Source organism: Xanthomonas sp. LF07-6 (genome assembly GCF_034105445.1).
In the GTDB taxonomy this organism is placed as follows: Bacteria; Pseudomonadota; Gammaproteobacteria; order Xanthomonadales; family Xanthomonadaceae; genus Xanthomonas_A; species Xanthomonas_A sontii.
Genome location: NZ_JAXGGI010000016.1, coordinates 48187 through 72880, shown reverse-complemented (window position 1 = coordinate 72880; position 24694 = coordinate 48187). Strand labels below are relative to the sequence as shown.

General features: G+C 70.8%; 28 protein-coding genes. 14 read left to right on the top strand and 14 right to left on the bottom strand.

Features of this window, described 5'->3' with window-relative positions:
• The 13 genes from SLW56_RS18590 to SLW56_RS18530 all read right to left on the bottom strand — a co-directional run bounded on the left by SLW56_RS18590 (nt 1) and on the right by SLW56_RS18530 (nt 12734).
• Nucleotides 1–1512 (bottom strand): radical SAM protein, encoded by a 1512-nt coding sequence (locus SLW56_RS18590; protein ID WP_320695281.1) that lies wholly within the window; start codon nt 1510–1512, stop codon nt 1–3.
• Between the two features lie 23 nt (nt 1513–1535).
• Nucleotides 1536–2231, bottom strand: a complete 696-nt coding sequence (locus SLW56_RS18585) for a methyltransferase domain-containing protein (RefSeq protein ID WP_152236906.1) — start codon at nt 2229–2231, stop codon at nt 1536–1538.
• A complete protein-coding gene (locus tag SLW56_RS18580; RefSeq protein ID WP_295930213.1) occupies nt 2228–3460 on the bottom strand; it encodes an amidohydrolase family protein in 1233 nt (410 codons plus the stop codon). The genes SLW56_RS18585 and SLW56_RS18580 overlap by 4 nt, the downstream gene beginning before the upstream one ends.
• Nucleotides 3461–3462: 2 nt before the next feature.
• Nucleotides 3463–4284, bottom strand: coding sequence for a class I SAM-dependent methyltransferase (locus SLW56_RS18575; protein WP_320695280.1), 822 nt, complete (start codon nt 4282–4284; stop codon nt 3463–3465).
• 135 nt (nt 4285–4419) lie between these two features.
• Complete coding sequence (locus tag SLW56_RS18570; protein WP_320695279.1) at nt 4420–5268, bottom strand: Wzz/FepE/Etk N-terminal domain-containing protein; 849 nt, start codon at nt 5266–5268, stop codon at nt 4420–4422.
• Nucleotides 5269–5279: 11 nt separating this feature from the next.
• A complete protein-coding gene (locus tag SLW56_RS18565) occupies nt 5280–6446 on the bottom strand; it encodes a hypothetical protein (RefSeq protein WP_320695278.1) in 1167 nt (388 codons plus the stop codon).
• Nucleotides 6443–7384, bottom strand: coding sequence for a glycosyltransferase (locus tag SLW56_RS18560; RefSeq protein ID WP_267120873.1), 942 nt, complete (start codon nt 7382–7384; stop codon nt 6443–6445). Before SLW56_RS18560 ends, SLW56_RS18565 begins: the two co-directional genes overlap by 4 nt.
• Nucleotides 7384–8637: an O-antigen translocase gene (locus SLW56_RS18555; protein WP_295939573.1), complete on the bottom strand. Its 1254-nt coding sequence runs from the start codon at nt 8635–8637 to the stop codon at nt 7384–7386. The genes SLW56_RS18560 and SLW56_RS18555 overlap by 1 nt, the downstream gene beginning before the upstream one ends.
• Nucleotides 8634–9764 (bottom strand): DegT/DnrJ/EryC1/StrS family aminotransferase, encoded by a 1131-nt coding sequence (locus SLW56_RS18550; protein WP_267099835.1) that lies wholly within the window; start codon nt 9762–9764, stop codon nt 8634–8636. The genes SLW56_RS18555 and SLW56_RS18550 overlap by 4 nt, the downstream gene beginning before the upstream one ends.
• On the bottom strand, nt 9761–10696 hold the full coding sequence (locus tag SLW56_RS18545) for a GNAT family N-acetyltransferase (protein ID WP_320695277.1): 936 nt from the start codon (nt 10694–10696) through the stop codon (nt 9761–9763). Before SLW56_RS18545 ends, SLW56_RS18550 begins: the two co-directional genes overlap by 4 nt.
• Nucleotides 10683–11642 (bottom strand): hypothetical protein, encoded by a 960-nt coding sequence (locus SLW56_RS18540; RefSeq protein ID WP_320695276.1) that lies wholly within the window; start codon nt 11640–11642, stop codon nt 10683–10685. The genes SLW56_RS18545 and SLW56_RS18540 overlap by 14 nt, the downstream gene beginning before the upstream one ends.
• A 5-nt stretch (nt 11643–11647) precedes the next feature.
• On the bottom strand, nt 11648–12313 hold the full coding sequence (locus SLW56_RS18535) for an acetyltransferase (protein WP_043092010.1): 666 nt from the start codon (nt 12311–12313) through the stop codon (nt 11648–11650).
• A gap of 4 nt (nt 12314–12317) precedes the next feature.
• On the bottom strand, nt 12318–12734 hold the full coding sequence (locus tag SLW56_RS18530) for an FdtA/QdtA family cupin domain-containing protein (protein WP_017909879.1): 417 nt from the start codon (nt 12732–12734) through the stop codon (nt 12318–12320).
• A gap of 275 nt (nt 12735–13009) precedes the next feature.
• Between SLW56_RS18530 and SLW56_RS18525 the strand changes: the two genes are divergently transcribed.
• The 14 genes from SLW56_RS18525 to SLW56_RS18460 all read left to right on the top strand — a co-directional run bounded on the left by SLW56_RS18525 (nt 13010) and on the right by SLW56_RS18460 (nt 24019).
• Nucleotides 13010–13522 (top strand): cytochrome b/b6 domain-containing protein, encoded by a 513-nt coding sequence (locus SLW56_RS18525; RefSeq protein ID WP_320695291.1) that lies wholly within the window; start codon nt 13010–13012, stop codon nt 13520–13522.
• Nucleotides 13523–13587: 65 nt separating this feature from the next.
• Nucleotides 13588–14952 (top strand): hypothetical protein, encoded by a 1365-nt coding sequence (locus SLW56_RS18520; protein WP_017916197.1) that lies wholly within the window; start codon nt 13588–13590, stop codon nt 14950–14952.
• A gap of 23 nt (nt 14953–14975) precedes the next feature.
• A complete protein-coding gene (locus tag SLW56_RS18515; protein WP_267094092.1) occupies nt 14976–15371 on the top strand; it encodes a c-type cytochrome in 396 nt (131 codons plus the stop codon).
• Nucleotides 15372–15555: 184 nt separating this feature from the next.
• On the top strand, nt 15556–16257 hold the full coding sequence (locus SLW56_RS18510; RefSeq protein ID WP_267085313.1) for a hypothetical protein: 702 nt from the start codon (nt 15556–15558) through the stop codon (nt 16255–16257).
• Between the two features lie 63 nt (nt 16258–16320).
• Complete coding sequence (locus tag SLW56_RS18505; protein ID WP_267085312.1) at nt 16321–16902, top strand: sigma-70 family RNA polymerase sigma factor; 582 nt, start codon at nt 16321–16323, stop codon at nt 16900–16902.
• On the top strand, nt 16902–17543 hold the full coding sequence (locus tag SLW56_RS18500) for a zf-HC2 domain-containing protein (protein WP_043092005.1): 642 nt from the start codon (nt 16902–16904) through the stop codon (nt 17541–17543). Before SLW56_RS18505 ends, SLW56_RS18500 begins: the two co-directional genes overlap by 1 nt.
• On the top strand, nt 17540–18868 hold the full coding sequence (locus tag SLW56_RS18495; RefSeq protein WP_267085311.1) for a S8 family serine peptidase: 1329 nt from the start codon (nt 17540–17542) through the stop codon (nt 18866–18868). The genes SLW56_RS18500 and SLW56_RS18495 overlap by 4 nt, the downstream gene beginning before the upstream one ends.
• A gap of 8 nt (nt 18869–18876) precedes the next feature.
• Complete coding sequence (locus tag SLW56_RS18490) at nt 18877–19683, top strand: heme ABC transporter permease (protein WP_267085310.1); 807 nt, start codon at nt 18877–18879, stop codon at nt 19681–19683.
• Nucleotides 19680–19892, top strand: a complete 213-nt coding sequence (ccmD, locus tag SLW56_RS18485; RefSeq protein WP_267085309.1) for a heme exporter protein CcmD — start codon at nt 19680–19682, stop codon at nt 19890–19892. Before SLW56_RS18490 ends, ccmD begins: the two co-directional genes overlap by 4 nt.
• Nucleotides 19876–20355, top strand: coding sequence for a cytochrome c maturation protein CcmE (gene ccmE / locus SLW56_RS18480; RefSeq protein ID WP_153752750.1), 480 nt, complete (start codon nt 19876–19878; stop codon nt 20353–20355). The genes ccmD and ccmE overlap by 17 nt, the downstream gene beginning before the upstream one ends.
• A gap of 37 nt (nt 20356–20392) precedes the next feature.
• Nucleotides 20393–22363, top strand: coding sequence for a heme lyase CcmF/NrfE family subunit (locus SLW56_RS18475; RefSeq protein ID WP_320695275.1), 1971 nt, complete (start codon nt 20393–20395; stop codon nt 22361–22363).
• The gene (locus SLW56_RS18470) at nt 22360–22902 is read left to right on the top strand and encodes a DsbE family thiol:disulfide interchange protein (RefSeq protein WP_295918512.1); all 543 of its coding nucleotides are present in this window, start codon (nt 22360–22362) and stop codon (nt 22900–22902) included. The genes SLW56_RS18475 and SLW56_RS18470 overlap by 4 nt, the downstream gene beginning before the upstream one ends.
• Complete coding sequence (locus tag SLW56_RS18465) at nt 22899–23369, top strand: cytochrome c-type biogenesis protein (protein WP_320695274.1); 471 nt, start codon at nt 22899–22901, stop codon at nt 23367–23369. The genes SLW56_RS18470 and SLW56_RS18465 overlap by 4 nt, the downstream gene beginning before the upstream one ends.
• Nucleotides 23366–24019 (top strand): tetratricopeptide repeat protein, encoded by a 654-nt coding sequence (locus tag SLW56_RS18460; protein WP_295918506.1) that lies wholly within the window; start codon nt 23366–23368, stop codon nt 24017–24019. Before SLW56_RS18465 ends, SLW56_RS18460 begins: the two co-directional genes overlap by 4 nt.
• 37 nt (nt 24020–24056) lie before the next feature.
• On the opposite strand, the gene SLW56_RS18455 is transcribed toward SLW56_RS18460, so the two are convergent.
• Nucleotides 24057–24416 (bottom strand): response regulator, encoded by a 360-nt coding sequence (locus SLW56_RS18455; protein ID WP_295918503.1) that lies wholly within the window; start codon nt 24414–24416, stop codon nt 24057–24059.
• Nucleotides 24417–24694: the final 278 nt, after the last annotated feature.

Below are 24694 nucleotides of genomic sequence, written 5' to 3'. Positions count from 1 at the left end.
TCAGATCCCGGATACCTGCGGCCGGTGCAGGCGCACCAGCCGGTTGGCCAGGTTCAGTTCCCATGGCCGGTCGTAGCGCCGGTAGCGGTAGCGCCACGCGGCCAGCGCGCTGAGGCCGCGCTTGGCCCAGCCCGGCGAGCGCTGGTCCTGCGCGGTGGGATAGCGGCAGCCGAGCACGGTGACGAAATCGCGGATGCGCTGGCGCAGCGCATCGGTGAGCCAGGGCGCATCGGCGTGGCAGGCGTAGTCCACCCACTGCGGCTGGGCCCATTCCTCCGGTGTGCGCGGGAACTGCACCGGCACCCCGTCGCGGTCGAGCAAGGGTGTGCCGGCGCGGCGGCCGCGGTCCTTCTCGTGGCGGCTGCTGTCCGGCAGCGGCGTGTACACGTAGACGATGATTTCCGACTGCGGGTTGATCCGCTTCAGCTCGCGGATGAACTCGAAGGTCTGCTCGGTCTCACGCTCGCTGTCCTGCGGCGGCGCGACCATGAACGACAGCTCCGGAATCACCCCGTTGCGCCGGCACAGTTCGGCCACTTCCAGGGTCTGGTCCGGGCGCGTGCCCTTGCGGATCTCCTTGAGCATCGCCCCGCTCGGCGACTCGGCGCCGATGTAGGCCATGCGCAGGCGGCTCTTGCGCACCAGTTTCCAGGTGCTCTCGGACAGGTTGAGCAGCGCGTCGGCGCGGGCGTAGCACCACCACGGCAGTTCCAGCTTCGCCATCACATCCAGCAGCGGGATCATGTCGGCTTCGCGGTCGAAGAAGTTGTGGTCGAAGAACTGGATCGAGTCCGCGCCCAGGCCGTATTTCAGATAGCCCAGCTCGCGTTCCAGGCGGGCCGCGGTCGGCAAGGCGGTGGCGCCGCCGAACATCGCCGCCACCCCGCAGAAGGTGCAGCGGAAGCGGCAACCCAGCGCGGCCTGGTGCGAGGCGGTGCGGCGGCCGAGGAAGGTGCGGCCGAGATAGCGGCGCGGTTCGCCGAGTTTCTCGTACGGCAGCGATGGCAGCGCGTCGCCGCGCTGGAACGCGCGGTTGCGGTTGTGCACCACGGCGCCGTCGTGCTTCCAGGACAGCCCATCGACCTGCGCCAGCGTCGGCCCCTCGCCACGCAAGGCGGCCAGCAGTTCCGGCAAGGTGTCCTCGCCCTGCGCGCGGATCGCGTAGTCCACGTACGGCGCGGCCAGCGCGGTGTCCGGGTACAGCGTGGGAAAATAGCCGCCCCACACGATCGGCAGCGCCGGGAAACGCGCACGGATGGCCTGCGACAGCGCGATCGACGGCGCCAGTTGCGGCCCGCCCATCACGCTGATGCCGACCGCATCGAAGCGCTGCTCCTGCAGCGCCTGCAGGCTGCGGTCGATGAAGTCGCGGTCGACGTTGCCGTCGATGATGCGGCTGTCGCCAGTGCGATCCAGCGCCGCCGCCAGGTTCAGCAGCGACAGCGGAAAGCGGGCGCTGGACGGCTTGGCGATGGTGGGATTGACCAGCAGCGTGTTGGGTGTGGAGGACATACGGGGCGAACGCAGGACGGGGGTCACGGCAGGCGCCGCAGGCGCAGCACCAGGGCCACCGGCACCTGCAATGCAGCGGGATCGAAATGGGCGCCGGCGGGGATGTCCGCCGGGTCGAGCATCGGTTCGCTGACCGCGTCGATGGCCAGACCGAGCGCGGCGCAGGCGGCGTGCCAGTGGCTGTACAGGTGCTGGGTGTGGCGCACCGCGTAGCGCTGGCCACCGGCCTTGAAGTCGCGGCGCCAGCCCAGCGCCGGGCCGATCGGGTGCACGTCGCTGCACAGCACCCAACCGCCGGGCCGGGTGACCCGGCGCAGTTCCGCCAGGGCCGGCGGCAGCTGCGGCAGGTGCCCCAGCGCCAGCGCGCACAGGCTGAGGTCGGCGCTGGCATCGGCCAGCGGCAAGGCCTCCAGGCGGCCTTCGCGCAGCGTGTAGCGGCCGGTATCGACGTCGCCCAGTTCCTGCGCGGCGCGCGTCAGCATCTGTGGCGACAGGTCCACGCCGGTGACGTGGCCGGCGCCACGCTGCAGCGCATGCAGCAGGTAGCGGCCGCTGCCGCAGCCGGCATCGAGCACGTGCTGGCCGCGCAACGACGACGGCAGCAAGGCCAGCATGGCGCGCTGCTCGGCCTGCATCACCGGGTTGTGCGCCTGCGCCGGGTAGCTGTCCGCCCACAGCGCATAGGCGGCCAGCGGATCGAGGGTCGGGATCGCGCTCATGCCGGGCATTCCTGCGACAGTTGTGTCGTGTGTGAACGCGGTGGCGCAACGTGAAGTTCCAGGCCCGGCTCCAGCGCGAGCAGCGTCGGGTCGGCCAGCTCCACTGCGAGCAGCTTGGGGGTCCCGTCCAGCGTCACCGGTACCGTGTCCACGCCGGCGGCAGCGAACCACGCGGCGAAATCTGGATCGGCGATCCGCGGCCGCCCGTCGCGCACCACCGCGCGCAATGCGCTGCGCGGCAGCCCGACCAGGCTGTTGGCAGGCGCCCCGCCACGGTCGGCGACGATCAGCAGATCGGCGTGTGCGCCCGGCGCCAGATGCCCGCGATCCGGCATGCGCAGGATGTCGGCCGCGGCGGTCGTGGCCAGGCGCAGTGCCTGGGTCGCGTCCAGCCCGTGGGTGGCAGCCAGGCGCAGATCCTCGAGCAGGTCGCGGCCGCCGCTGACCCGCGCATCGCTGCCCAGCGTCAGGCGCCCGGCCGCGCTCAGGCGCTGCGGATCGAGGGTGCGTCCGAGCAGGGTCAGGTTGCTGCTCGGGCACCACACCACCGCCGCGCCGCACGTGAGCACGCGGGCGACGTCGTCCGCGCCCAGGCCCACGCCGTGGATCAGCACCGTGTTGTCCGCCAGATAGCCGCGCCGCTCCAGCTCGGCGAGTTCGCCGGCGGCCACCGCGTCGGTACCTTCGGCCAGGTGGATCATCCACGGCCAGCCGGCGGCGGACGCCGCGGCGAAGCTCCGTGCCAGCGGCGGTCCGTAGTCGGGGCCGTGCAAGGTGTAGCTCCAGCCGAACTCGCGCAGCAGCGCCACCGGGAAGTCGGCCGCATCCAGCGCGGCATGCCAGGGATCGTGGTGGGCCACGCAGGTCACGCCGGCCAGCAGGTTCTTCAGCCCGCCATGGCGCAGCCGCAGCGACTTGGGCAGGGCCAGCGCGGCGGTCACCGCCGGCGTGCGGAAATGCGCGGCGAAGGCGTCGATCCAGGCATAGCTGTTGGCGAACGGCGCAGCCTGCGGCAGCGGCGGCACCGCATTGACGTGCAGATGCTCGTGGGCGTTGATCAAGCCGGGCAGCACCAACTGCCCGTGCAGATCGATGCGCAGCGCGGCCGGCGTGGCCGCCGCGGCGATCCGGCCGGCGCGCAGCGCCAGCGGCGCGTGCACCGCCCCACAGGCGTGCGCGACACGCGCACCCTCCAGGCAGAGGTCGATGGGGGCGGCAGACGCGGCCATGCTCAGCGCTTGCGCATCACGATCAGGAAGTGATCGCCCATGTCGCGCAGCAGCGGCCAGCCGCCGATGCGGTCGTCGAGGCGGCCGAGCGCCTCGCCCAGGCGCGGATGGCGCTGGTAGTGGTCGACCAGGTACGGCGGCGGCAGGCACAGGCTGAGCGCGCGGTACGACTCCAGCGCGAAGTGCGGCGCGAACGCGCGGTAGAACTCGCGTGGGAAGTAGTACCAGGTCCAGATCGTGTGCCCGTTCATGCCCACGGCGGTGGCGCCACGTGCGGCGCGCACGGCGGCACGGCGCAGGCGGCCGCGCAGCAGGTAGTGGCCCAGCTCCCACGGGCACAGGCGGCCGATCACCGAGAACACCAGGCGGCCGTCGCGGCGCAGCAGCCGTGCGCAGTGGCGCGCGACGTCGGGCAGGTCCGGCGCGCAGTTGAGCGGGCCGAAATTGGAGTACATGCCGTCGAACTCGCCGTCGAGCAGATCCAGTTGCTGGATGCCGACATGGGCCACGCTGAGCCGGCCGCGCAGACTGGGATCCTGCGCGCGGGCACGGGTGCGCTCCACCATCTGCGGCGACCAGTCGGTGGCCAGCACGCGGTAGCCGCGCTGGGCGAAGGCGTGCGCATCCAGGCCGGTGCCGCAGCCCAGATCGACCAGCCGCGAGCCGACCGGCAACTGCGTCGCCACCTTGTCCCACAGGGTGGTGCGCATGCGCTGGATCAGCGCGTTGTTGCCGCGCGGGCCGTCGTAATCGGCGGCCACGCTGTCGAAGGCGCGCTGCGTGTCCAGCAACCGCACCGGGTCCAGAGTGGTCGAGTGCGCCATTGCACCCGCCTTGCCATTCGCTGTCACCTGCACCTCTCCACTGCCCTGCCCTTGTCGGAATCCGCGCGCATCGAGCGCGCGGTACTGCAGGTAGGTGCGGCGGCAGCGCCGTTTGGTTGAATCGACGAGCTGCTGTTATGCGGCGGCGACGCTCGCCCCTGTCGGCCGCGCCTGCCGCCGGCGCAGCGCATTGCGCGCCACCGCGGCCAGCACGCCGCCGCCGAGCCCGGCCAGCAGCGCCGCCGCCAGCACCAGCACCGGGTTGGGAAACGCCGCGCGCGGCGGCACGTAGGTCTCCCAGGGCGCCGAGGTGTCGTAGGTGTAGCGCGTGCCGAGCCGGCCGAGCAGATCCTCGCGCTCGGCCTTGAGGCCGCGCAGGGTGGTGGTCTTCTCCGACAACAGCATGTTGCCGAGCAATTGCTGCTCGACGCTGCCGCGGCCTTCGCGTTGCTGCTGCAGCAGGCGCTCGCGCTCGGTCTGGGTCGCGGCGATGTCCGCGGCCAGCTCCTGCAGCCGCGCAGTGGCCTGCTGCAGCGGACCGGCCTGGATGCGCCGGTGCAGCGCCTGCAACTGCGCGATGGTGGCCGTGGCCAGTTGTCGCGCCTGCTGCGGCGATTGCGCGCGCAGGGTCAACTGGATCAGGTTGGCGTACGGGTCGGGATCCAGCTTCAGGCTGTCGCGGTACAGCGCGGCCTGGCGGCTGTCCAGGGCCACGCCGGCGCTATGCAGCACCTGTTCCTGGAACTGCCGGGTCTTGATCCGATCGATCACCCGCTGGAACGGCTCCAGCTTGGGGTCGCGCCCGGCCGGGGTCGGGCCGAATTCGCCGACCTGTACCCAGGCGGTGGCCTGCCACTGGCGGGTCGCGCCGTGCAGGAACAACGCCGCCAGCGCCAATGCCAGCAGCAGCGGCAGCAGGCACCAGCGCCATTCGCGCCGCAGGATCCGCCACAGGTCGAGCAGGTAGATTTCGTCTTGGGGCATGGCGGTGTCGGTCATGGCAGCGGGGATCTCGGGGAAACGGAAGGCAGGGCCGCGTCCGCGGCGGGCTCGCGGCGGTTCGGCAGCAAGGCGCTGCAGGCGTGCAGCAGCAGGCACAGCGCGACGAAGCCGGCATTGGTCCAGGTGAACGCCTGCGGCGCGAACGGCGACATCACGCAGGCGTAGGCGATGCGCAGGAACACCAGCAGGTTGAACAGCGCCACGCCGCGTCCGAGCAGACGCACGCTCCACAGCAGCGCCGCGTACAGCGCCAGCATCGCCACCAGCGCGGCACCGGGGCCGCCGGCCAGCAGGAACGGCAGGAACTCGGTGCCGACATTGATGTTCGGCGCATCCAGCGGGATGCCGGTCCCGGCCGTGGCGATGGAACCGCTGAGCGGCGCCAGTTGGTTGATCAGGAAACTGGCGTTGGCGTAGCCCTTGCTGAGCAGCGCGCCGAAGTTGTACGGGCCGGCGCCGATGTACAGCAGCAGCCACTTGATGCCCTGCGGTGCGGCCCGGTACAGCGCGCCGAACGGCAGCGCCACCGAATCCAGCGAGCCGGAACGCAGCGTGCCCAACAGCGAGAACGCGGCGGCGCCGGCGCACAGCAGCGCCAGTACCCGTTTCCAAGGCAGCGGCCGCGTCGGGTGGCGGCGCAGCAAGAGCAACAGGCCGACGCTGAACACTGCCGCGAACAGGCGGTTGCGGTCGATCACCAGCACCGGGAAGGCGAAGCCGGCCAGCAGCAGCGCATTGCGCACGCTGCGCTCGCGCGCACACAGCAGTCCGATCGGCGGCAGGATCCAGCACATGTTCGACACATGCCGCACGTGCGCTTGCAGCGGGCTCAGGTCGGCGTAGGCGGAGGGGTTGTGCAGCAACGGGATCGGGAACAGCAGCAGGTCCAGCACGCAGAACAGCCCCACCGCCGCGGCCAGGCCGAGCGCGACGAAGGCCTCGCGCGTGCCGGCGTACTCGCGCGACCGGAACGCCGCCAGCGGCGGCAGGCGGATGCCGAGCAGCGCATCCAGGCCCAGCGTCGCCAGCGCCACGGCGGCCAGCAGCGCGATGCCGGCAAGATAGCCCGGCGGCAGGTCGAAGGTGAGCAGGGTCAGCGCGCAGCTCAGCAGCAGCGGCAGGCCGAAATACGCCGACGGCAGGCGCAACAGCCTGCTCATGCGCGCTCGGCCAGCGTCGGTTGGCCGCCCTGGCGCAGCTGCGCCAACAGCGACAGCCACGCATGCGCCAGCAGGTGTCCGCCCAGCGCCAGCGGGTTGCGCCGCAGGAACGCGATCTTGGCGGCGATGTAGTGCGCCTGCGCATGCAGCAGGGTGCGGCAGGCCGGATCGAACAAGCGCGCGCGGCGCAGCGCCACCTGCCGCGACTCGGCCAGGTTGGCCAGGCGGCTGGGCAGATGCCGGGTGCGGCTGGCGTTGTGGTCGTGCACGCGGTAGGCGCAGACCGCCACGTCCAGGAAACCCAGCGCGTCGCGCGCGACCAGGCGCAGGAAGAAGTCCCAGTCCTCGATGCGCAGGCCCTCGTCCCATTCGGCGCCCGGCTGCAGCGCGCTGCGCCGGACCAGCGCCACCGCCCCGCTCACCGCCCAGTGCCGGATCACCGCGCGGCGGATGCCGGCCTCGCTCAGGTACAGGCGTTTGTCCACGCCGTGCAGGTCGCGCATGCTGCTCTGGTGCACGGTGCGGCCCTGGCTGTCGACCACGATGGCGTCGCCGATCACCGCGGCCTTGTGCGGATGCGCGCCCAGGTAGGCCACCTGTACGCCCAGCCCGCCAGGCAGCAGATAGTCGTCGCTGGCCCCCAGGCGCAGGAACTCGCCGCGCGCCATCGCCACCAGGTGGTTGAGCGTGGCGGCGATGCCGAGGTTCTCGCGCGGCCAGAAGCGCACGTGCAATCTGTCGCCGTGCTGCGCGATCCACTCGGCGATGCGCTCGGCGGTGCCGTCGCTGGAGCCGTCGTCGACGATCACCAGTTCCTTGTTCGGGTACGGGTCTTCCAGCACGCTGTCCAGGCAGCGCTGCACGAAGCGCGCGTGGTTGTAGGCCGGAATCAGCACCGACACCAGCGGCAGCGTCGTCGGGGTATACGTTGCGTCCATCAGCCCAGTCCTCGCAGGTAGCGGCGCGCCACCAGCATGTTGAACACCAGGTACAGCGCGTAGTTGCAGGCGAACGCGTAGACCGCGCCAATCAGGCCCATGCGCGCGGTGAACAGCACCACCAGGCCGAGGTAGCTGGCGGCGAACAGGCATTCGGAGAGCACGAACAGCCGCGTCATCGCCTTGGCCAGCATCAGGTAGGACAGCACGAAGGAGGCGATCTTGAGCACGTCGCCGAGCAGCTGCGGCGCGTACAGCGGCAGCGCGGCGGCGAAATCGGCGGAGAACAGCAGCCGGGTGATCCAGTCGCGGCACAGGTACACCGCCGCCGCGGCGAGGAGCACCGCCGGCAGCACATAGCGGTAGGCACCGCGCAGTTCCTGCCACAGCGCCTGCCGCGTATGCAACGCCGCCAGCTTGGGCAGGTAGTAGACGTTGATGGCGGTGGTGAAGAACAGCAGATAGGCATCGGACACGCGGCTCACCGCCTGCCAGTAACCGACCTGCTGCCAGCCGAACTGGCCGGCCAGATGATCGCGCACGCCGATGTTGACCAGCAGCGGCAGCAGCGCCGAGGCCAGGGTCATGACCGAGAAGCCGGCCAGTCGCCGCACCATCGCCGGATCGAAACGGATGCGCAGCATCTCGAGGCGGAAATACGGGCTGCGTCGCAGCGCCGGCACGCCGGCGCACAGCCAGGCCACCTGCCCCAGCACCAGGCCCAGCAGCGCCCCGGACAGGCCCATGCCGTGCGCCAGCGCGGCCACCAACAGCACGCTCAGCACCGCACCGGCGACCTGGACGAAGGCCAGCCGGCGCACGTCCATGAAGCCGTTGACCACCGCCAGGATGTAGTTGGCCAGCGCAATGCCGAGCTGCGCCACCGCCAGCACGCAGATCAGCGGCTGGTACTGCGCATCGCCGAGCAGGCGCTCGGCGATCAGGCGGCTGCACAGCAGCGCGGCCACGCCCATCGCGATCGCGGCGACGCAGGCGTAGCCGAGTGCGCTGCCGAGCAGCCGGGCCAGTGCCGGCGCATCGTCGCGGTACTCGGCCACGTACTTGACCACGCCGGCGCCGATGCCGCCGCCGGCCACCACTGCCAGCAACGACATCAGGCTGGTGAACTGGCCGAGCCGGGCGACCCCGGCCGGGCCGGCGTACACCGCCACCAGCTTCAGCACCAGCAACGCGGACAGCAGCTTGGCCGCAGTGGCCACGCCGCTGTACACGCCGCTGCGCAGCACGTTCATGCCGCCACATCCCCGAAACGCTGGCAGGCATCGATCACCTGCGCCACGGCCGCAGCGTCCAGCGTCGGGCCGATCGGCAGGCTCAACACCTCGGCACCCAAGCGCTCGCACAGCGGCAACTGCAGGGTGGCCAGTTCCGGATAGGCCGGCTGACGATGCGGCGGCGTCGGGTAATGCACCAGGCAGTGCACGCCCTGGGCCTGCAGATGCCGTTGCAGCGCGTCGCGCTGCGCGCAGCGCACCACGAACAGATGCCAGGCATGCGCGGCCGGGTCGGCCACCTGCGGCACGGCGATCTGCGGATGCGCGATGCCGTCGAGATAGCGCTGGGCGATCGCGCGGCGCGCGGCGATATCGGCATCCAGGTGGCGTAGCTTGACCCGCAACAGCGCCGCCTGCAGCTCGTCCAGGCGCGAGTTCACGCCCTGCACCAGATGCCGGTACTTGATGTCCGAGCCGTAGTTGCGCAAGACGCGTAGCTGCGCCGCAAGTTCGGCGTCGTCGGTGGTCACGGCGCCGCCGTCGCCCAACGCGCCCAGGTTCTTGCCGGGGAAGAAGCTGAAGCCGGCGGCATCGCCGAAGCTGCCCGCATGGCGGCCGTCGCGGCGCGCGCCGTGCGCCTGCGCGGCGTCCTCAAGCAGCAGCAACCCATGGCGCTCGGCGATGGCGCGGAGCGCGGCCATGTCCGCCAGCTGCCCGTACAGGTGCACCGCCAGGATCGCCCTGGTGCGTGGGCCGATTGCCCGCTCCACCTGCGCCGGATCCAGATTGAAGCTGGCCGCCTCCGGCTCCAGCGGCACCGGCCGCAGCCGGTTCTCGCTGATCGCCAGGAAGCTGGCGATGAAGGTGTTGCCCGGCACCAGCACCTCGTCGCCTTCGTGCAGCCGGCCCAGCGCACGGTAGCCACGCAGGATCAGGGTCAGCGCGTCCATGCCGTTGCCGACGCCGATGGCGTGAGCGGTGCCGCAGTAGGCGGCGAACTCGCGCTCGAACGCCTCCAGCTCCTCGCCGAGCACATACCAGCCCGAATCGATCACCCGTGCCGCTGCGGCCTTGAGCTCATCGGCATAGCGTGCATTGCTTGCCCGCAGATCCAGGAACGGCACGCTGGCCGGCGGCAGGCTCATTGCAACTCCCAACGGTAGAAATCGTGAACCAACGCGCGCGCGCCGAAGCGCTCCTTCTGCTCGACCAGGCCGGCATTGAGCACCTGGCCCTGCTGCTCGGTGGAAATGCCCAGGCTGAGGAAGTCGCGCTGCGCGTAGACCTGCTCGATCAGCTCGGCCAGCAGCAGGCTCAGCGCATCGGTGCGGCGGCCCTGCTCCGAGCAGGCCAGGTATTGGGTGTGGACGACGTGGCCGAAGTCGTACACCAGCGTGCCGGCCAGCAGGTCGCCGCCGTCGCGGACTTCATACGGCACGATCTGCGCCGGGAAGCGCGCGCACAGCAGGCGCAGTTCGTCCAGGCTGTGGGTCGGACGCGCGTCGTGGCGTTGCAGGACCTCGCCCAGCAGCGCATGCAGCGGCGCCGGGTCGTCCACACGCTGCACGCGCAGCCCGGCGCGGCGCGCCTTGGCCACCGAGCGCTTGCGTGCGGCAGCGAAGCGCGGCGGCACGCGCAGCGGCACCGCCGAGGACAGGTCGCGACGGTAGAGGCGCGCATCCAACCGATGCAGCGCGTACAGATCCTCCTCCGCCGGACTGCGGTGGAACAGATGCGGCACCGCCTTGTACAGCAGTATGCGCACGCCGGCGTCGCGGTAATGCGCCGCGATGCGCTCGAACACTTCCAGCGTGGCCGTCGCGCGCAGCGCGTGGGTCGACAGCAGACCGGCATAGCTGAGTCCGGCATGGCTGGTCACCACGTCGCCGTCGCGGTTGGCCGGGAACACCGCCAGCGGCGTGCCGGCGTCCTCGACCAGCAAGGAGGCATCGACGAAGCGCGCCGCGTGATAGTCCATGTAGCCGCGCCGGTGCAGCAGATTGCCGTTGCGCGAGGCCTCCACCACGGCATCCCACAGCGGTGCGTCGGCCGCGGTGTAGGCCCTAACCGACAGCATCGGCGTCCTCCCACACCATGCCGGCGGGCAGTTGCGCCTCGGCCACGCCGAAGCCGTCGCGGCCCATGTCGTTGCCGTTGTAGAACAGCAACAGCCGCTCGTCGTGGCGGAGCAGCGCCGGGTAGCACAGCGTGCGCGCATCCCAGCCCTCGGCCGACAGCGGCAGGCCCAGCACCGTGTCGCAGCGCTGCCAGTGGCGGCCGTCGTCGCTGACGGCCATGCCTGGCAGATAGGCACCATCGCGGCTGCCGTGGGTGAAGTACATCAGATAGCGGCCATCGTGCCGGTACACCCGCGGGCGGCCGATACGGTATTCGTCGCCTTGCGGTTGCAGGCAGACGGTGTCCTGCCGCGGGACCGCCTGCAGGTCGTCGGTCTCCACGCAGCGGATGTGGTAGCGCGGATACGGCATGCCGCCGAGCCATTCCCAGTCGTCGCCCACCGCGTACCAGAGCTGCCAGCGGCCAGCGCGATAGCGCGCCGAATGCACCGCGGCGATGGTGCTGCGGCCCGGCGCGCGGTCCAGCAGCGGCGTGTCCTGGCGGCGCTGGAACGTGTCGCCGCCGTCGGTGGACACCGCCAGGCCGGTGAAGGCCAGGAACTTGGCCTTCGCCACCTGCTGGAAGCCGACGTAGAACATGTAGAGACCGTCCGGCCCGTGCACCACGTCGCCGAGGATCATGCCGTTGTCGTCGAAACAGCCGGCGCGGCCGATGTCCAGCACTGGGGCTGCGCTGACGCCCAGCACCCGGGTCGGATCGTCGGCGCGCACGTCGACGTAGCCGATGCGGCTGACCCCAGCGTCGTCGCGAAAGCCGGCGTAGATGCGCAGACGCTCGGCATCCAGGCGCAGCGGCGTGGGCGTCAGCGCCGAATGCCGCATCCAGCCGCCGACGCCATCGCGTGCGGTGTCGAAGACAAGACCGCGTTTGTGCCAGGCGAACATGTGCCTCACAGGTCCACGTCGAAGCTGGACTTGCCGGCCACCGCCCGCGCCGGCGCACCGACGTAGACGCGTCCCGGCTCGGTGTCGCGGGTCAGCAGCGCGCCGGCGCCGATCACGTTGTCGGCGGCCACCTTGACCCGGTCGCTCAGCGTGGCGTTGACCCCGACGAAGCTGCCCGCGCCGATCTCGCAGTAGCCGGAAATCACCGCATGCGAGGCCACGAACACGTGGTCATGGATCACCGTGCGGTGGCCGACGTGGTTGCCGCTCCACAGGATGCAGTTGGCGCCGATGCGGGTGAACGGCTGCAGCACGTTGTGCTCGAACACGAAGCAGTGCTCGCCCAGTTCCACGTTGCGCCAGACGAAGGCCTGCGAACTGACGTAGCTGGCCATGCGGTAGCCGCGGCGCTTGGCGTCCAGGTAGAAGCGCGTGCGCAATCGGTTGAGGCCGCTGGCGGGAATCGCCACGAACACCTCCACCTGCGACGGCGGATAGCGTTGCTCGAGTTCCTCGTAGGCCACCACCGGCAGGCCGGCCAGGGTCGGCGTGGACAGGTAGTCGCGCTCCACGCTGAAGGCCAGCACGGCGTAGTCGCTGTCGTGGGTGAAGTATTCGCAGGCGATCTGCGCCAGTTCGCCGGCGCCGACGATGACCAGGGGACGTGCCATGGCTTCAGGCCTCCTGGCGGCGCAGGCCCGCGGCTTCGCGCAGGAACTCGTCGTAGTCGAAGATGTAGTCGGTGGGATCGTAGGCCTGGTCGGCGAGCACCATCAGCACGCAGTCTTCGCTGAAGTCGTAGAGATCGCGCCAGACCATGCTGCCGAGCAGCAGGCCCTGCCGCGGATCGTCCAGCACCACCTGCATCGGTCCACTGCCGTCGTCGAGCAGGAACGACACCGAACCGTGCAGCGCCACCGCCAACTGGTTGAGATGGCGGTGCGCATGCTGGCCGCGATGCACGCCGTTGCGGGTGGCGAACAGGTAGTACACGCGGCGGATGTCGAAAGGCACGTCGCGCTGTTGTTCCAGCGCCACGAGCTGCCCGCGCGCATCGCCGTGCGTCCGCAACTGGATTCGTTCGATTGCCATCAGAGTGCCCGACCGGGCTCCACATCGGAGTGTCCAGGCTGAGTGCCCTCGGTCTGCGGAAAGGTTGCGCGAGGCCGACGCGCCGCGCGACGCAACCTTTCGCCGCAGCGCCGGCACCCATCGACGACCACCGCTGCCGCGATGCCCCGCCGGCATCGGGCTGCGCCCACTTCGTTGCCCCAAGGACACCGCGTACCGCCATGACCTCGCCCACGCCGGCCGCTCCGAAACCCCCTGTGTCCCCTGCCGCCGCGCCGGCCGCCTTGCCGCGGCCGATGGTGTGGCTGCACTGGCTCACCGTGCTGTGCCTGGTGCTGGCGGCGGGGCTGATCCTGCTGCGCGAAGAGGTCGAAGGCCGCATGTGGCGGCAGTGGCTGCTGGAAGGCCACCGCCACTTCGGCCTGTTCGTGCTCGGCCTGTTCTGCGTACGCGTCTTGGTGCGCATGCGCCTTGGCAAGCGCCACGACCCGGAGGCCGGTTCGGCGCTGATGCGCCTGCTGGCCGGCGCCACCCACGTGGTGATGTACGCGCTGCTGCTGACCCTGCCGGTGCTGGGCTGGGCGCTGAGCCAATCGATGGGCAAGCCGGTGCATCTGTTCGGCGCGACGCTGCCGGAGCTGGTCGCGCCCGATCCCGATCTCGCCGACACCCTGGGCGCCTGGCACGTGGACGCGGCCTGGCTGCTGCTCGGCCTGATCCTGCTGCATATCGGCGCGGCGCTGTGGCACCACCTCGTCCGCCGCGACGCGGTGCTGCAACGGATGCTGCCGTTCCTGCGCCGCCGCTGAGCCGCGTCTTCCTTCCCCGTTTGCGTCCGTCGCCGCCCCCACCCGCCCGCCAAAGGACTTTCCGCATGCACCAGGCCCCGTCGTCCCCCTCCACCTTCTCCCGCAGCGACAGGACGCGCGGCGCCGAGCAGGCGCTGCTGTGGTCGGCGCTCGGTTCGCTGCTGCTGGTGCTGAGCCCGCGCGCGGCCGCGGTGCCGGCATTCGCGCGGCAGACCGGCTCGTCCTGCGCCGACTGCCACATCGGCGCCTACGGCCCGGCGCTGACTCCGTACGGCATGCGCTTCAAGCTCGGCGGCTACACCGACAGCGACGGCAACGGCACCAAGATCCCGGTCTCCGCACAGCTCACCGCCACCCGCAGCGTGCCGGCGCGCGGCGAGAGCCGCACCCGCTTCAGCGAAGCCGACCTGTACCTGGCCGGACGCATCACCGACAACGTCGGCGGCTACGTCAAGGTCGCCAGGACCAACAACGGCAAGAACGACTACACCACGCGCCTGGACAACGTGGACCTGCGCGCGGTGGTCAAGAGCTTCCAGCTCGGCGGCAAGGACACCCTGCTCGGCGTCAGCGTCAACAACAATCCCGGCAGCCAGGATCCGATCGGCATGCTGCCCAACGCCTCCGGCCTGGGTCCGGCCTCGGCCTATGCCAGTTCGACCACCCTGCTCAACCAGTCGTCGCTGTCCAACCGGGTGATCGGCACCAGCGTCTACGGCCTGTACGACCGCAACTGGTACGGCGAGGTCGGCACCTACACCGCCCTGCCGGTGTCGACCCAGGACGATCTCGGCTACGCCATCGGCGGCGATCCCGGCAAGCTCAGCGACACCGGCTACCTGCGCCTGAGCTACATGAAGGACCTCAAGCGGCAGTTCTTCTCCGCCGGCGTGGTCGCGCTGACCACGCGCCGGCAGCTGCCGCGCAGCACCGGCCCGCGCGACGACTTCACCGACCTCGGCTACGACCTCAACTACCAGTTCCTGGGCACCCGCGAGCACATCCTCAAGCTCGGCTACCTCAACATCTACGAGCGCCGCCGCTACGGCAGCGCGTTGATCGACCCGACCAACCCGGCCCTGGCAGGCCCGCGCCGGGCCAGCGTGCGCGACCAGTCGATCAGCCTCAACTACACCTACAAGCAGAGCTACAGCCTGCTGCTGGCGCACTTCATCAACACCGGCTCGGACGATCCGTTCCGCTACCGCCCCTACGGCGCGCCGGACACCACCAGCAACCTGATCAGCGCCTCGTGGGCACCGTTCGGCAAGGACGACAGTTACTCGTCGATCTCCAACCTGCGCCTGTCCGCGACCTGGTTCCGTTTCAGCAAGTTCAACGGCAGCACCGGCAACGTGTTCGGGGCCACCCCGGTCACCCGCCCGCGCGACCTCAACCAGTTCGCGCTGAGCCTGAGCCTCGCTTTCTGATTCCCCCGCACGGAGCTTCCCCCATGAAACGCACCCATGCCCTCTCCCTGTGCACCCTGCTGGCCGGCCTGCTGCCGCTGGCCGCCGTGGTGGCGCCGTCCGCCCAGGCCGCCGGCGGCATGCCGGGCGCCGGCGTGTTCGCCAGCGAATGCGCCGAATGCCACAGCGCCGCGCCGGCCAAGAACAAGAAGGGCCCGACCCTGTTCGGCGTGGCCGGGCGCCGCGCCGGCAGCGTGCCGGACTACGCCTACTCCGACGCGATGAAGCAGAGCCAGTGGACCTGGAGCGACGACAAGCTGCGCAGCTACCTCTCGCAACCGGCGTCCAAGGCGCTGCCCGGCGGCAAGATGAAGTACGACGGCCTGGACGATGCCAAGCAGTTGCAGGACCTGATCGCCTACCTGCACAGCCTGCATTGAACTCGCTGCCCGATCCGGTCATATTCGGCGCCCGACGGGCCGGCCAGCGTGCCGCGCCCGTGCCCGATTCCTGACCTGCGAGCATCGAGTCACCGTGCGTTTTTTGCCTGCCGTCCGCGGTGCCTCGTCCCGGCCACCCGCCGTCGCCCAGCGTTGCAGGACGGGTACCGCGGCCCGGCGGTCAGTGCATCCGTGCGCCGGCGCGACGCTGGCCCTGGCGCTGGCCGCCCTGCACGCCCCGGCGGCGACGGCCGGCGACATCGGCGGCGCCGCCGGGATCAGCTCGCAACTGGTCGACCGCGGCATCGCCGTGACCCGCGCTACCCCGACCCTGCAGGGCGCGCTGTTCTGGCTGCCGGCGCCGGGCTGGTCGCTGAGCGGCTCGGCCAGCGTGGCGCTGGACGCGCCGGGCACGGTGCTGATGAGCAGCGTCGGCCTGTCGCGCAGTTGGACCGTGTCCGACAGCTGGCAACTGCAGGCGGAGGCGCTGCTGTACCGCTACCCCGGCGCGCGCGCCAACCGCCTGTTCAACCGCGACGAGGTCAGCCTGGGCTGGAGCTACCGCGACCGCCTGAGCCTGTCGCTGGCCGCCTTCCGCATGCCCGACAGCGGCCTGCAGCAGCGCTGGTACGGGGCGCTGGACCTGACCGCGCACCAGCCACTGACCGGCCCGCTGTCGCTGTCGGCCGGGGTCGGCGTCAGCCAGGCACCGCCGACCCTGTACGGACTGGAGTACACGGCGCACTATCGCTACGGCCACGCCGGGCTGATCTGGAACGCCGGGCGCTGGAGCCTGGAGGTGGACCGTGTGTTCAGCAACGCCCGCACCGGCTATGCCGACCGCGGCCTGTGGCCGTGGGTGGCCAGCGTCTCCCGCAGCTTCTGAGGCGAGCGCAACCTTTCCGTGCCGCCCCGGCACATACCGGTGCCCGTTGCCACACCTGCCCCCATGAACGACACCGACCTGCTCGGCGATGCCACCGACCGCATGCTGCTCCGGCGCATGGCCGCCAGCGACCGCGAGGCGCTGACCCGCCTGTACCGCGCCTACCACGGGCGCCTGTGCCGGTTCCTGTCGCGGCTGACCCGGCGCCCGGACATCATCGAGGAAGCGATCAACGACTGCTTCTGGATCGTCTGGCAGAAGGCCGGCGACTTCCGCGGCGATTCGCAGGTCTCGACCTGGATCATGGGCATCGCCTACCGCTGCGGGCTCAAGGCGATCCGCCACCACAGCGACGACGCCATCGACGACGGCGTGGCCGCCGAGGACCGCGCCGCGGCGGCCGACCCGGACGAGGACCGCGAGCTGCGCGACTGGCTGGGCAAGGGCCTGGAACGCCTGTCGGCCGACCAGCGCCTGGTGGTGGAACTGGTCTACGGCCTCGGCCACAAGCTGGAAGAGGTCGCCGCGATCATGCAGTGTCCGGTGGGCACCATCAAAGCCCGGTTGTTCCATGCCCGGGTCAAACTTCGCAACGTGTTGCCGGGATTGGCCGGCGATGCGTCCACGCTGACGGAGAGCGCGTGATGAAAACGGGCTTCAACGAGCCGGGCAACGAGTGCGCGCATGCCTGGGACCTGATGCCGTGGGTGCTGCAGGGCAGCGCCACGGAAGCCGAAAACGAGTGGCTGGTCGCGCATCTGGCCAAGTGCCGGCACTGCAGCGCCGAGTTCGCCCAGCAGAGCCGCCTGCGCATGGCCATGACCCTGCCCAGCGACGTGCCGGTGGACGCCGAAGCCGGGCTGCAGCGCCTGCTGCAGCGCCTGGACGCGCCGGTTCCGCAGGCGCCGCCGCAGCGCAGCCGCGCCAGCTGGACCACGCGGGCGCTGGTCGCCGCCGCGCTGCTGCAGGCGGTGGGCCTGGGCGTGCTGGGCATGCGCCTGTCCGCCGAGCACGAACGCAGCACCGCCTACCGCACCCTCAGCGATGCCGCGCAGCCGCTGGCGGCCGACGCGATCCGGGTGGTGCCGGACGCGCGCATGACCCTGGCCGACTGGGACGCGCTGTTGCGCAAGCTGCAGCTGCGGGTGATCGGCGGCCCCAACGCCGCCGGCGCCTACACCGTGGTGCCGATCCAGGCCGGGTCGCCGGCGCAGCCGCAGCGCAGCGTGCAGCAGTTGCGCGCCACCGCCGGCATCCGCCTGGCGGAGCCGATCGCCGCGCCATGAAGCTGCGTCTCGCCAGCCTGCTCCTCGCCTGCCTGGGCCTGGGCGCCTGCGCCCATGCCGCGCCGGCGGCCGTCGCCGATCCGGCGCCTGCCACGGACGCCAAGGCGCCCAGCCTGGATCCGTCGCCGGCGCTGGACAGCCAGCGCCAGATCGTCCTCGCCGTGGCCAACCCGATGGCCGCGCCGAGCCGCCACGCCGGCTCCAACCTGCTCGGCTACGCCTCCGCCCGCTACTACGGCGCCGGCACCCAGGCGGTCGCCACCCTGGACGCGCTGAACAAGCGCTACGGCCTGCGCCAGGTCGCCGGCTGGCCGATCAAGGCGCTGGGGCTGTACTGCGTGGTGCTGGAGCCGGCGCCGGGCAGCGACCGCGCCGCGCTGCTGGCGCAACTGGCCAAGGACGACCGGGTGGCGCTGTCGCAGCCGCTGCAGGACTTCGGCACCTATTCGACCGACAGCCAGGCTGCGGCCGCACCGGCGCAGCCGCTGCGCTACAACGATCCCTACGTGGACATGCAGCGCGGCTTCGCCGCGACCAACGCGGCCACCGCGCAGGCGCTGAGCCAGGGCCAGGGCGTGGACGTGGCGATCGTCGACACCGGCGTGGACACCGCGCACCCGGACCTGCGCGGGCGCCTGCGCAACACCCGCGACCTGGTCGCCGCCGACCCGGGCGCGTTCAACCGCGACCACCACGGCACCGAGGTCGCCGGCATCATCGCCGCCGGCAGCAACAACCACCTGGGCATCGTCGGCATCGCGCCGAAGGCGATGCTCGACGTGTACAAGGCCTGCTGGTATCCGCAGCGCCCCGGCGCCGGCGCCGGCTGCAACTCCTTCACCCTGGCCAAGGCGCTGGCAGCGATCGGCGACACCCGCACCCGCATCGTCAATCTCAGCCTCGGCGGCCCGGCCGACCCACTCCTGCGCAAGCTGCTGGAACAGTTGCTGCGCGAGGGCCGCATCGTGGTCGCGGCGATGCCGCCCAACGGCCGCCTGGACGGGTTTCCCGACGGCATTCCCGGGGTGATCGTGGTGCGCAGCAGCGCCGCCGCCCCGGCGCCGGCGGGCGTGCTCAGCGCGCCGGGCGAGGACATCCTCACCACCCAGCCCAACGGCGGCTACGACTTCACTTCCGGCTCGTCGATGGCCACTGCCCACGTCAGCGGCGTGGTCGCGCTATTGCTGGCGCTGGCGCCGCAACTGGATGCGCGCAGCGTGCACGAGCTGCTGCTGCGCACCAGCCGCACGCGCGACGGCCTATTGCAGGTCGACGCCGCCGCCGCGGTACAGGCGTTGCCGCGCAGCGCTCCCCTCGCCCGCTGAAGGCCCCCATGCGTTCCTGGATTCCGCTCTGGTTGCACCGGCTCGGCGCGCCGCCGACCTTCTACCGCGTGGCCGGCGCGGTGCGCCCGTGGAGTCTGGCCGCGGCCGTGCTGCTCGGCGCCGTGGCCTGTTACGGCGGGCTGGTGCTGGCGCCGCCGGATTACCAGCAGCATGACGCCTACCGCATCATGTTCGTGCACGTGCCGTGCGCGTGGATGAGCCTGTTCGTCTACGCCGCGATGGGCCTGGCCGGCCTGGTCGCGCTGGTGTGGCGGGTGAAACTGGCGGAAATCGCCTGCATGGCCTCGGCGCCGATCGGCGCGGCCTTCACCTTCGTCACCCTGTGCACCGGCTCGCTGTGGGGCCGGCCGATGTGGGGCACCTGGTGGACCTGGGACGCGCGGCTGACCTCGGAACTGGTGCTGCTGTTCCTGTACCTGGGCGTGATCGGCCTGCACCGTGCCATCGACGATCCGCGCCAGGGCGCGCGCGCCGCCGCGCTGCTGGCGCTGGTCGGACTGATCAACCTGCCGATCGTGCATTACTCGGTGGTGTGGTGGAACACCCTGCACCAGGGCTCCACGGTGCGCGTGCTCGGCCCGTCGACGATGCCGCTGTCGATGCTATGGCCGCTGCTGACCGGCGTGGTCGCCAGCAAGTGCTACTACGTCGCCAGCCTGTGCGGGCGCATGCGCAGCGACCTGCTGGCGCTGGAGCGCGGCAAGGCCTGGGTGCGTGCGATCGCGCTGCAGGCCGCGCCGGTGCCGGCGACGCCCGCCGATGTCGTGCCGCTGCCCGCGGAACACGCGGCATGAACGCGTTCTGGGCGATGGGCGGCTACGCCGTCTACGTATGGAGCGCGTACGCGCTGGCCTTGCTGGTGCTGATTCTGGACAGCCTGCTGCCGCGCCGCCGCCAGCGCCGCCTGCTCGCCGACATCCGTGCGCAAGTGGCGCGCGAACAGGCACGCCGTGCCCGCGGCAACGTTGCGACCAATGGAGCGCACGATGCATCCCACCCGTAAGCGCCGCCTGCTGCTGGTGCTGCTGTTGCTCGGCGCCGCGGCGCTGGCCACCGGCCTGTTCGTGCTGGCCCTGCAGCACAACGTCAGCTACCTGTTCACGCCCAGCCAGGTGCAGGCCGGCGCGGCCCGGGACTACCGGGTGTTCCGGCTCGGCGGCATGGTCAAGGCCGGCTCGATCACGCGCAGCGCCGATGCGCTGCAGGTGCAGTTCACCGTGATCGACAAGGCCGGTGCCACCGCGGTCGCCTACACCGGCATCCTGCCCGACCTGTTCCGCGACAACCAGGCGGTGATCGCCACCGGCTCGATGCAGGGTGCGCGCTTCGTCGCCACCGAGGTGCTGGCCAAGCACGACGAGACCTACATGCCGCAGGAACTGAAGGACGCGATGGCGCAGGCGCATGCCGATCGCGCCCACGTCGGCAACACCGCGGCGGCCGCTGCAGCGACGGCACGGCCATGAGGCCGATCGCGCCCCACCGCGCCGGGAACGACGCGCGATGAGCGCCGAACTCGGCCAGTGCGCGCTGATCCTGGCCCTGCTGCTGGCATTGGTGCAGGCCGTATTGCCGCTGCTCGGCGCCTGGCGCGACCAGCGCGCCTGGATGGCGGTGGCGCGGCCGGCCGCCTACGCCCAGGCCGGCTTCGCCTGGCTGGCCTTCGGCCTGCTCGGCTACGTGTTGCTGCAACTGGATTTCTCGGTGCGCTATGTCGCTGCCAACGCCAACCTGTCGCAACCCTGGTACTACCGGCTGGCCGCGGTGTGGGGCGCGCACGAAGGCTCGCTGCTGCTGTGGATCGCCATCCTCAACCTGTGGACGGTGGCGCTGGCACGCAGCGGCCGGCATCTGCCCGAGGCCTTCGCCGCGCGCGTGCTCGGCGTGCTCGGGCTGATCTCCAGCGGCTTCCTGGCCTTCGTCCTGTTCACCTCCAACCCGTTCGTACGGCTGTCGCCGATGCCGCGCGACGGCAGCGAGCTCAATCCGGTGCTGCAGGATCCGGGCATGGTGCTGCATCCGCCGGTGCTGTACACCGGCTACGTCGGCTTCTCGGTGGCCTTCGCCTTCGCCATCGCCGCCCTGCTCGGCGGCGAGCAACAGCAGGCCTGGGTGCGCTGGGCGCGGCCATGGACCAATGTCGCCTGGGGCTTTCTCAGCGCCGGCATCGTTGCCGGCAGCTGGTGGGCCTATGCCGAGCTGGGCTGGGGCGGCTGGTGGTTCTGGGACCCGGTGGAGAACGCCAGCTTCATGCCGTGGCTGGTCGGCGCCGCGCTGATCCACACCCAGGCGGTCACCGAGAAACGCGGCGCGCTCGGCGCCTGGACCCTGCTGCTGTCGATCCTGGCGTTCTCGCTGTCGCTGCTGGGCACCTTCCTGGTGCGCTCGGGCGTGCTGACTTCGGTGCACGCCTTCGCCGCCGACCCGCGTCGCGGCCTGTACATCCTCGGCTTCCTGGTGCTGGTGGTCGGCGGCTCGCTGCTGCTGTACGCGCTGCGTGCGCCGCGCCTGGCCGCAGGCAAGCCGTTCGCCGCGCTGTCGCGGGAGACCGCGATCCTGGTCGGCAATCTGATGCTCAGCGTGGCCGCGGCGATGGTGCTGCTGGGCACGCTGTTCCCGCTGCTCGGCGATGCGCTGCGGCTGGGCAAGATCTCGGTCGGGCCGCCCTACTTCGGCCTGCTGTTCCCGCTGCTGATGCTGCCGGTGGTGCTGCTGTTGCCGTTCGGTCCCTACCTGCGCTGGGGCCGCACCGAACCTGGCGCACTGCGCGCGGTGGCCGCGCGCGCCGGGCTGGCCGCACTGGCCTGCGCGCTGCTGGCGTGGCTGTTGAGCGCGGGCACGCTGCGCGCGGTGGCCGGCGTCGCCGCCGCGGCCTGGGTCGGCGTCGGCACCGCCCTGTATGCGCTGACCCGCTGGCGCAGCGCCCCGCGCGGCCGGCGCTTTCCCGCCGAACTGGCCGGCATGCTGCTGGCGCATGCCGGGGTCGCGGTGTTCATGGCCGGTGTGCTGTTGTCGGAAAGCCTGTCGGTGGAACGCGATGTGCGCTTGGATCCCGGCCAGAGCGCGCAGATCGGCGCGCACAGCTTTCGCTTCGATGGCGTGCGCCTGGTCGATGGCCCCAACTGGAAGGCCGAGCAAGGCACGGTGAGCGTGCTGCGCGACGGCGCCGTAGTGGCGGTGCTGCATCCGCAGAAGCGCCTGTACAGCAGCGAGCGGATCCAGACCGAGGCGGCGATCGACGCCGGCGTGCTGCGCGACCTGTACGTCGCCCTGGGCGAGCCGGTCGACGACCAGCACATCGAGTACGGCTGGACCCTGCGCCTGTACGACAAGCCGTTCATCCGCTGGATCTGGGCCGGCGGCCTGCTGATGATGCTCGGTGGCTTCGTCAGCGCCGGCGCGCGCCGCTTGCGTGCGCAGCCGGCCGCGGACAACCCCGCCACGCCGGCCGCGCTCGCCGGAGCCGTACCATGAGCCGGTTGCTGCCGCTGGCCGCGTTCGTGCTGCTGGCCGCGTTGTTCGGGTTCGGCCTGTGGTGGAGCCGCAGCCACGATCCGCGCGAGGTCCCTTCGCCGCTGCTGGGCAAGCCGGTGCCGGCATTCGCGTTGCCGCGCCTGGACCGCCCGGACCTGCGCAGCGGCAGCCAGGAACTGCGCGGCCGCCCGTATCTGCTCAACGTGTTCGGCAGTTGGTGCATGGCCTGCAGCGAGGAGCATCCGCTGCTGATGGCGCAGGCCCGGCAACTGGGTGTGCCCCTGGTCGGCTACGCCTACCGCGACGCGCCGCACGACACCGGCGACTGGCTGGCGCAGCGCGGCAATCCGTATGCGCTGGTGCTGGTGGACGCCGATGGCCAGCAGGCGATCGACCTGGGTGTGTACGGCGCGCCTGAGACCTTCCTGATCGATCCCGAAGGCGTGGTCCGCTACAAGCACGTCGGCGTACTGACGCCGCAGGTGCTGGCAGACGAACTGCGTCCGGCGATTGCCGCGCTCAAGGGAGCACGTCGATGAGCGTGCTGGTCGCACGGACGCGCAGGCGCACGCCGTGGTGGCGGCTGTTGGTGCTGCTGTGGCTATTGGGCGGTGCATTGCCGGCCTTCGCCCAGGCAGTGGACCCACTCCCGTTCAAGGACCGCGCGCAGGAACAACGCTTCCAGCACCTGACCGCGCAGTTGCGCTGCCTGGTGTGCCAGAACGAGAACCTGGCCGACTCCGACGCGACGCTGGCGCGCGACCTGCGCCATCAGGTGTTCGCGCAACTGCAGGCCGGGCGCAGCGATGCGCAGATCAAGCAGTACATGGTCGATCGCTACTCCGCCTTCGTGCTGTACGACCCGCCGCTGGCGCCGGGCACCTGGCTGCTGTGGTTCGGGCCGGCACTGTTGCTGCTGGGCGGCGCCACGATAATGCTGGCGACGCTGCGGCAACGCCGCCGCGCCCTTGGCGCCGTCACGACGGAAGCGGAGGACGCCTGGTGACGCCCGGCTTTCTGCTCGCCGCCGCCGCGATGCTCGGCATTGCCCTGTTCGCGGTGTTGCGCCCGTTGCTCGTCCAGCGTTCCGGCGCAGGTCGGCAACGCGGCGTCGCGCTGCTGCTTGCGCTGCTGCTGCCGTTGCTGGGCGCCGGCCTGTACTGGCGGATCGGCACACCCGCGGCCCTGGCCGGCGTCCCGCTGCAACCGCTGCCGCCGCCCGCGCCGGACCAGACCGCGCAACTGCTGCAAGGCTGGCTGCAGCAGGCCTGGGATGCGCAACAGGCGCAGCACCCGCACGAAGCGCAGCAGGCCTATGCGCAGGCGCTGCGGGTCGCCCCGGACAACGTCGAGGCCCTGCTCGGCTGGGCCGAGACCGACATGGCGCAACGCGCCGATCTCACGGTGGGCAGCGCCGCACGCGCCATGCTCGACCGGGTGCTGGCGCAGCAGCCGGACAATCAGCGCGCGTTATGGATGCACGGCATCGCCGCCTTCCAGCAGCAGCGCTATGCCGATGCGGCCGGCGACTGGCACCATCTGTCTACCTTGCTGCCGGCGTCGTCGCCACTGCGCGAGGCGGTGACGCAGAAGATCGCCGCTGCAGAAGCGATGGTCACCACGCCCGTCCCAGCGGCTAGCACCGAGCCGCGTTGAAATCGTCGCATCGACCGAATGGACGCCGGCGGTCCGTTCAAACGAAATAGTCCAGGGTCTGCTTCAACGTGTCCGCCGTGAACGGCCTGACGAGGTACGCGCTCACTCCGGCCTCGCGGATTGAGATAATTTTCTCGCTGCGATCGTCCATTACTAGCATCACGAACGGCGTGTCTTTCAGTCCTGCGTCGTAGCGAACCCACTGCAACAACTCTAGGCCGCTCATCGGCTCCGTATTTGCGTCGGCAATGACCAAATCAATCCGTTGCGCGCGCATTGCCGCCAGCGCTGCCTCGCCATCGTTCACTTCCACCACGTCCTCGTAGCCGAGCTGGCGCAATAGATGGCGAGTGATGCGCCGCATCGTTCGGTTTTCATCGACTATCAAAATCTTCATGACATGCACCCGTTTGGTAAATGGCGTTGTCGATGGTGCAGAAGTCCGGCGGACACCGCCACCGTCAACTGGCTGGTCGCCCGTGCATATGCGCCGCACGTGCGCATCAGCGAGGCGCGATCACGGGACACGCAACGATGCATCCCTGCCCGGCGGCGTACCGCGACCTCTGTGTTGCCGCATTCGCTACCGGGACGGTGTTCACTCCACATTTGCGCCGCAATAATAAGAATGAGTATCATTAACCAACTGCCATCCACCACCGTCGCCACGCGCTG

Coding starts and splice junctions, on each gene's coding strand:
- SLW56_RS18490 (WP_267085310.1), top strand. CDS start 18,877: ATGCGTTCCTGGATTCCGCTCTGGTTGCACCGGCTCGGCGCGCCGCCG.
- SLW56_RS18500 (WP_043092005.1), top strand. CDS start 16,902: ATGAAAACGGGCTTCAACGAGCCGGGCAACGAGTGCGCGCATGCCTGG.
- SLW56_RS18590 (WP_320695281.1), bottom strand. CDS start 1,512: ATGTCCTCCACACCCAACACGCTGCTGGTCAATCCCACCATCGCCAAG.
- SLW56_RS18545 (WP_320695277.1), bottom strand. CDS start 10,696: ATGCTGTCGGTTAGGGCCTACACCGCGGCCGACGCACCGCTGTGGGAT.
- ccmE (WP_153752750.1), top strand. CDS start 19,876: ATGCATCCCACCCGTAAGCGCCGCCTGCTGCTGGTGCTGCTGTTGCTC.
- ccmD (WP_267085309.1), top strand. CDS start 19,680: ATGAACGCGTTCTGGGCGATGGGCGGCTACGCCGTCTACGTATGGAGC.
- SLW56_RS18470 (WP_295918512.1), top strand. CDS start 22,360: ATGAGCCGGTTGCTGCCGCTGGCCGCGTTCGTGCTGCTGGCCGCGTTG.
- SLW56_RS18465 (WP_320695274.1), top strand. CDS start 22,899: ATGAGCGTGCTGGTCGCACGGACGCGCAGGCGCACGCCGTGGTGGCGG.
- SLW56_RS18525 (WP_320695291.1), top strand. CDS start 13,010: ATGGTGTGGCTGCACTGGCTCACCGTGCTGTGCCTGGTGCTGGCGGCG.
- SLW56_RS18515 (WP_267094092.1), top strand. CDS start 14,976: ATGAAACGCACCCATGCCCTCTCCCTGTGCACCCTGCTGGCCGGCCTG.
- SLW56_RS18505 (WP_267085312.1), top strand. CDS start 16,321: ATGAACGACACCGACCTGCTCGGCGATGCCACCGACCGCATGCTGCTC.
- SLW56_RS18560 (WP_267120873.1), bottom strand. CDS start 7,384: ATGGACGCAACGTATACCCCGACGACGCTGCCGCTGGTGTCGGTGCTG.
- SLW56_RS18530 (WP_017909879.1), bottom strand. CDS start 12,734: ATGGCAATCGAACGAATCCAGTTGCGGACGCACGGCGATGCGCGCGGG.
- SLW56_RS18585 (WP_152236906.1), bottom strand. CDS start 2,231: ATGAGCGCGATCCCGACCCTCGATCCGCTGGCCGCCTATGCGCTGTGG.
- SLW56_RS18580 (WP_295930213.1), bottom strand. CDS start 3,460: ATGGCCGCGTCTGCCGCCCCCATCGACCTCTGCCTGGAGGGTGCGCGT.
- SLW56_RS18475 (WP_320695275.1), top strand. CDS start 20,393: ATGAGCGCCGAACTCGGCCAGTGCGCGCTGATCCTGGCCCTGCTGCTG.
- SLW56_RS18455 (WP_295918503.1), bottom strand. CDS start 24,416: ATGAAGATTTTGATAGTCGATGAAAACCGAACGATGCGGCGCATCACT.
- SLW56_RS18550 (WP_267099835.1), bottom strand. CDS start 9,764: ATGAGCCTGCCGCCGGCCAGCGTGCCGTTCCTGGATCTGCGGGCAAGC.
- SLW56_RS18540 (WP_320695276.1), bottom strand. CDS start 11,642: ATGTTCGCCTGGCACAAACGCGGTCTTGTCTTCGACACCGCACGCGAT.
- SLW56_RS18575 (WP_320695280.1), bottom strand. CDS start 4,284: ATGGCGCACTCGACCACTCTGGACCCGGTGCGGTTGCTGGACACGCAG.
- SLW56_RS18520 (WP_017916197.1), top strand. CDS start 13,588: ATGCACCAGGCCCCGTCGTCCCCCTCCACCTTCTCCCGCAGCGACAGG.
- SLW56_RS18495 (WP_267085311.1), top strand. CDS start 17,540: ATGAAGCTGCGTCTCGCCAGCCTGCTCCTCGCCTGCCTGGGCCTGGGC.
- SLW56_RS18570 (WP_320695279.1), bottom strand. CDS start 5,268: ATGCCCCAAGACGAAATCTACCTGCTCGACCTGTGGCGGATCCTGCGG.
- SLW56_RS18565 (WP_320695278.1), bottom strand. CDS start 6,446: ATGAGCAGGCTGTTGCGCCTGCCGTCGGCGTATTTCGGCCTGCCGCTG.
- SLW56_RS18555 (WP_295939573.1), bottom strand. CDS start 8,637: ATGAACGTGCTGCGCAGCGGCGTGTACAGCGGCGTGGCCACTGCGGCC.
- SLW56_RS18535 (WP_043092010.1), bottom strand. CDS start 12,313: ATGGCACGTCCCCTGGTCATCGTCGGCGCCGGCGAACTGGCGCAGATC.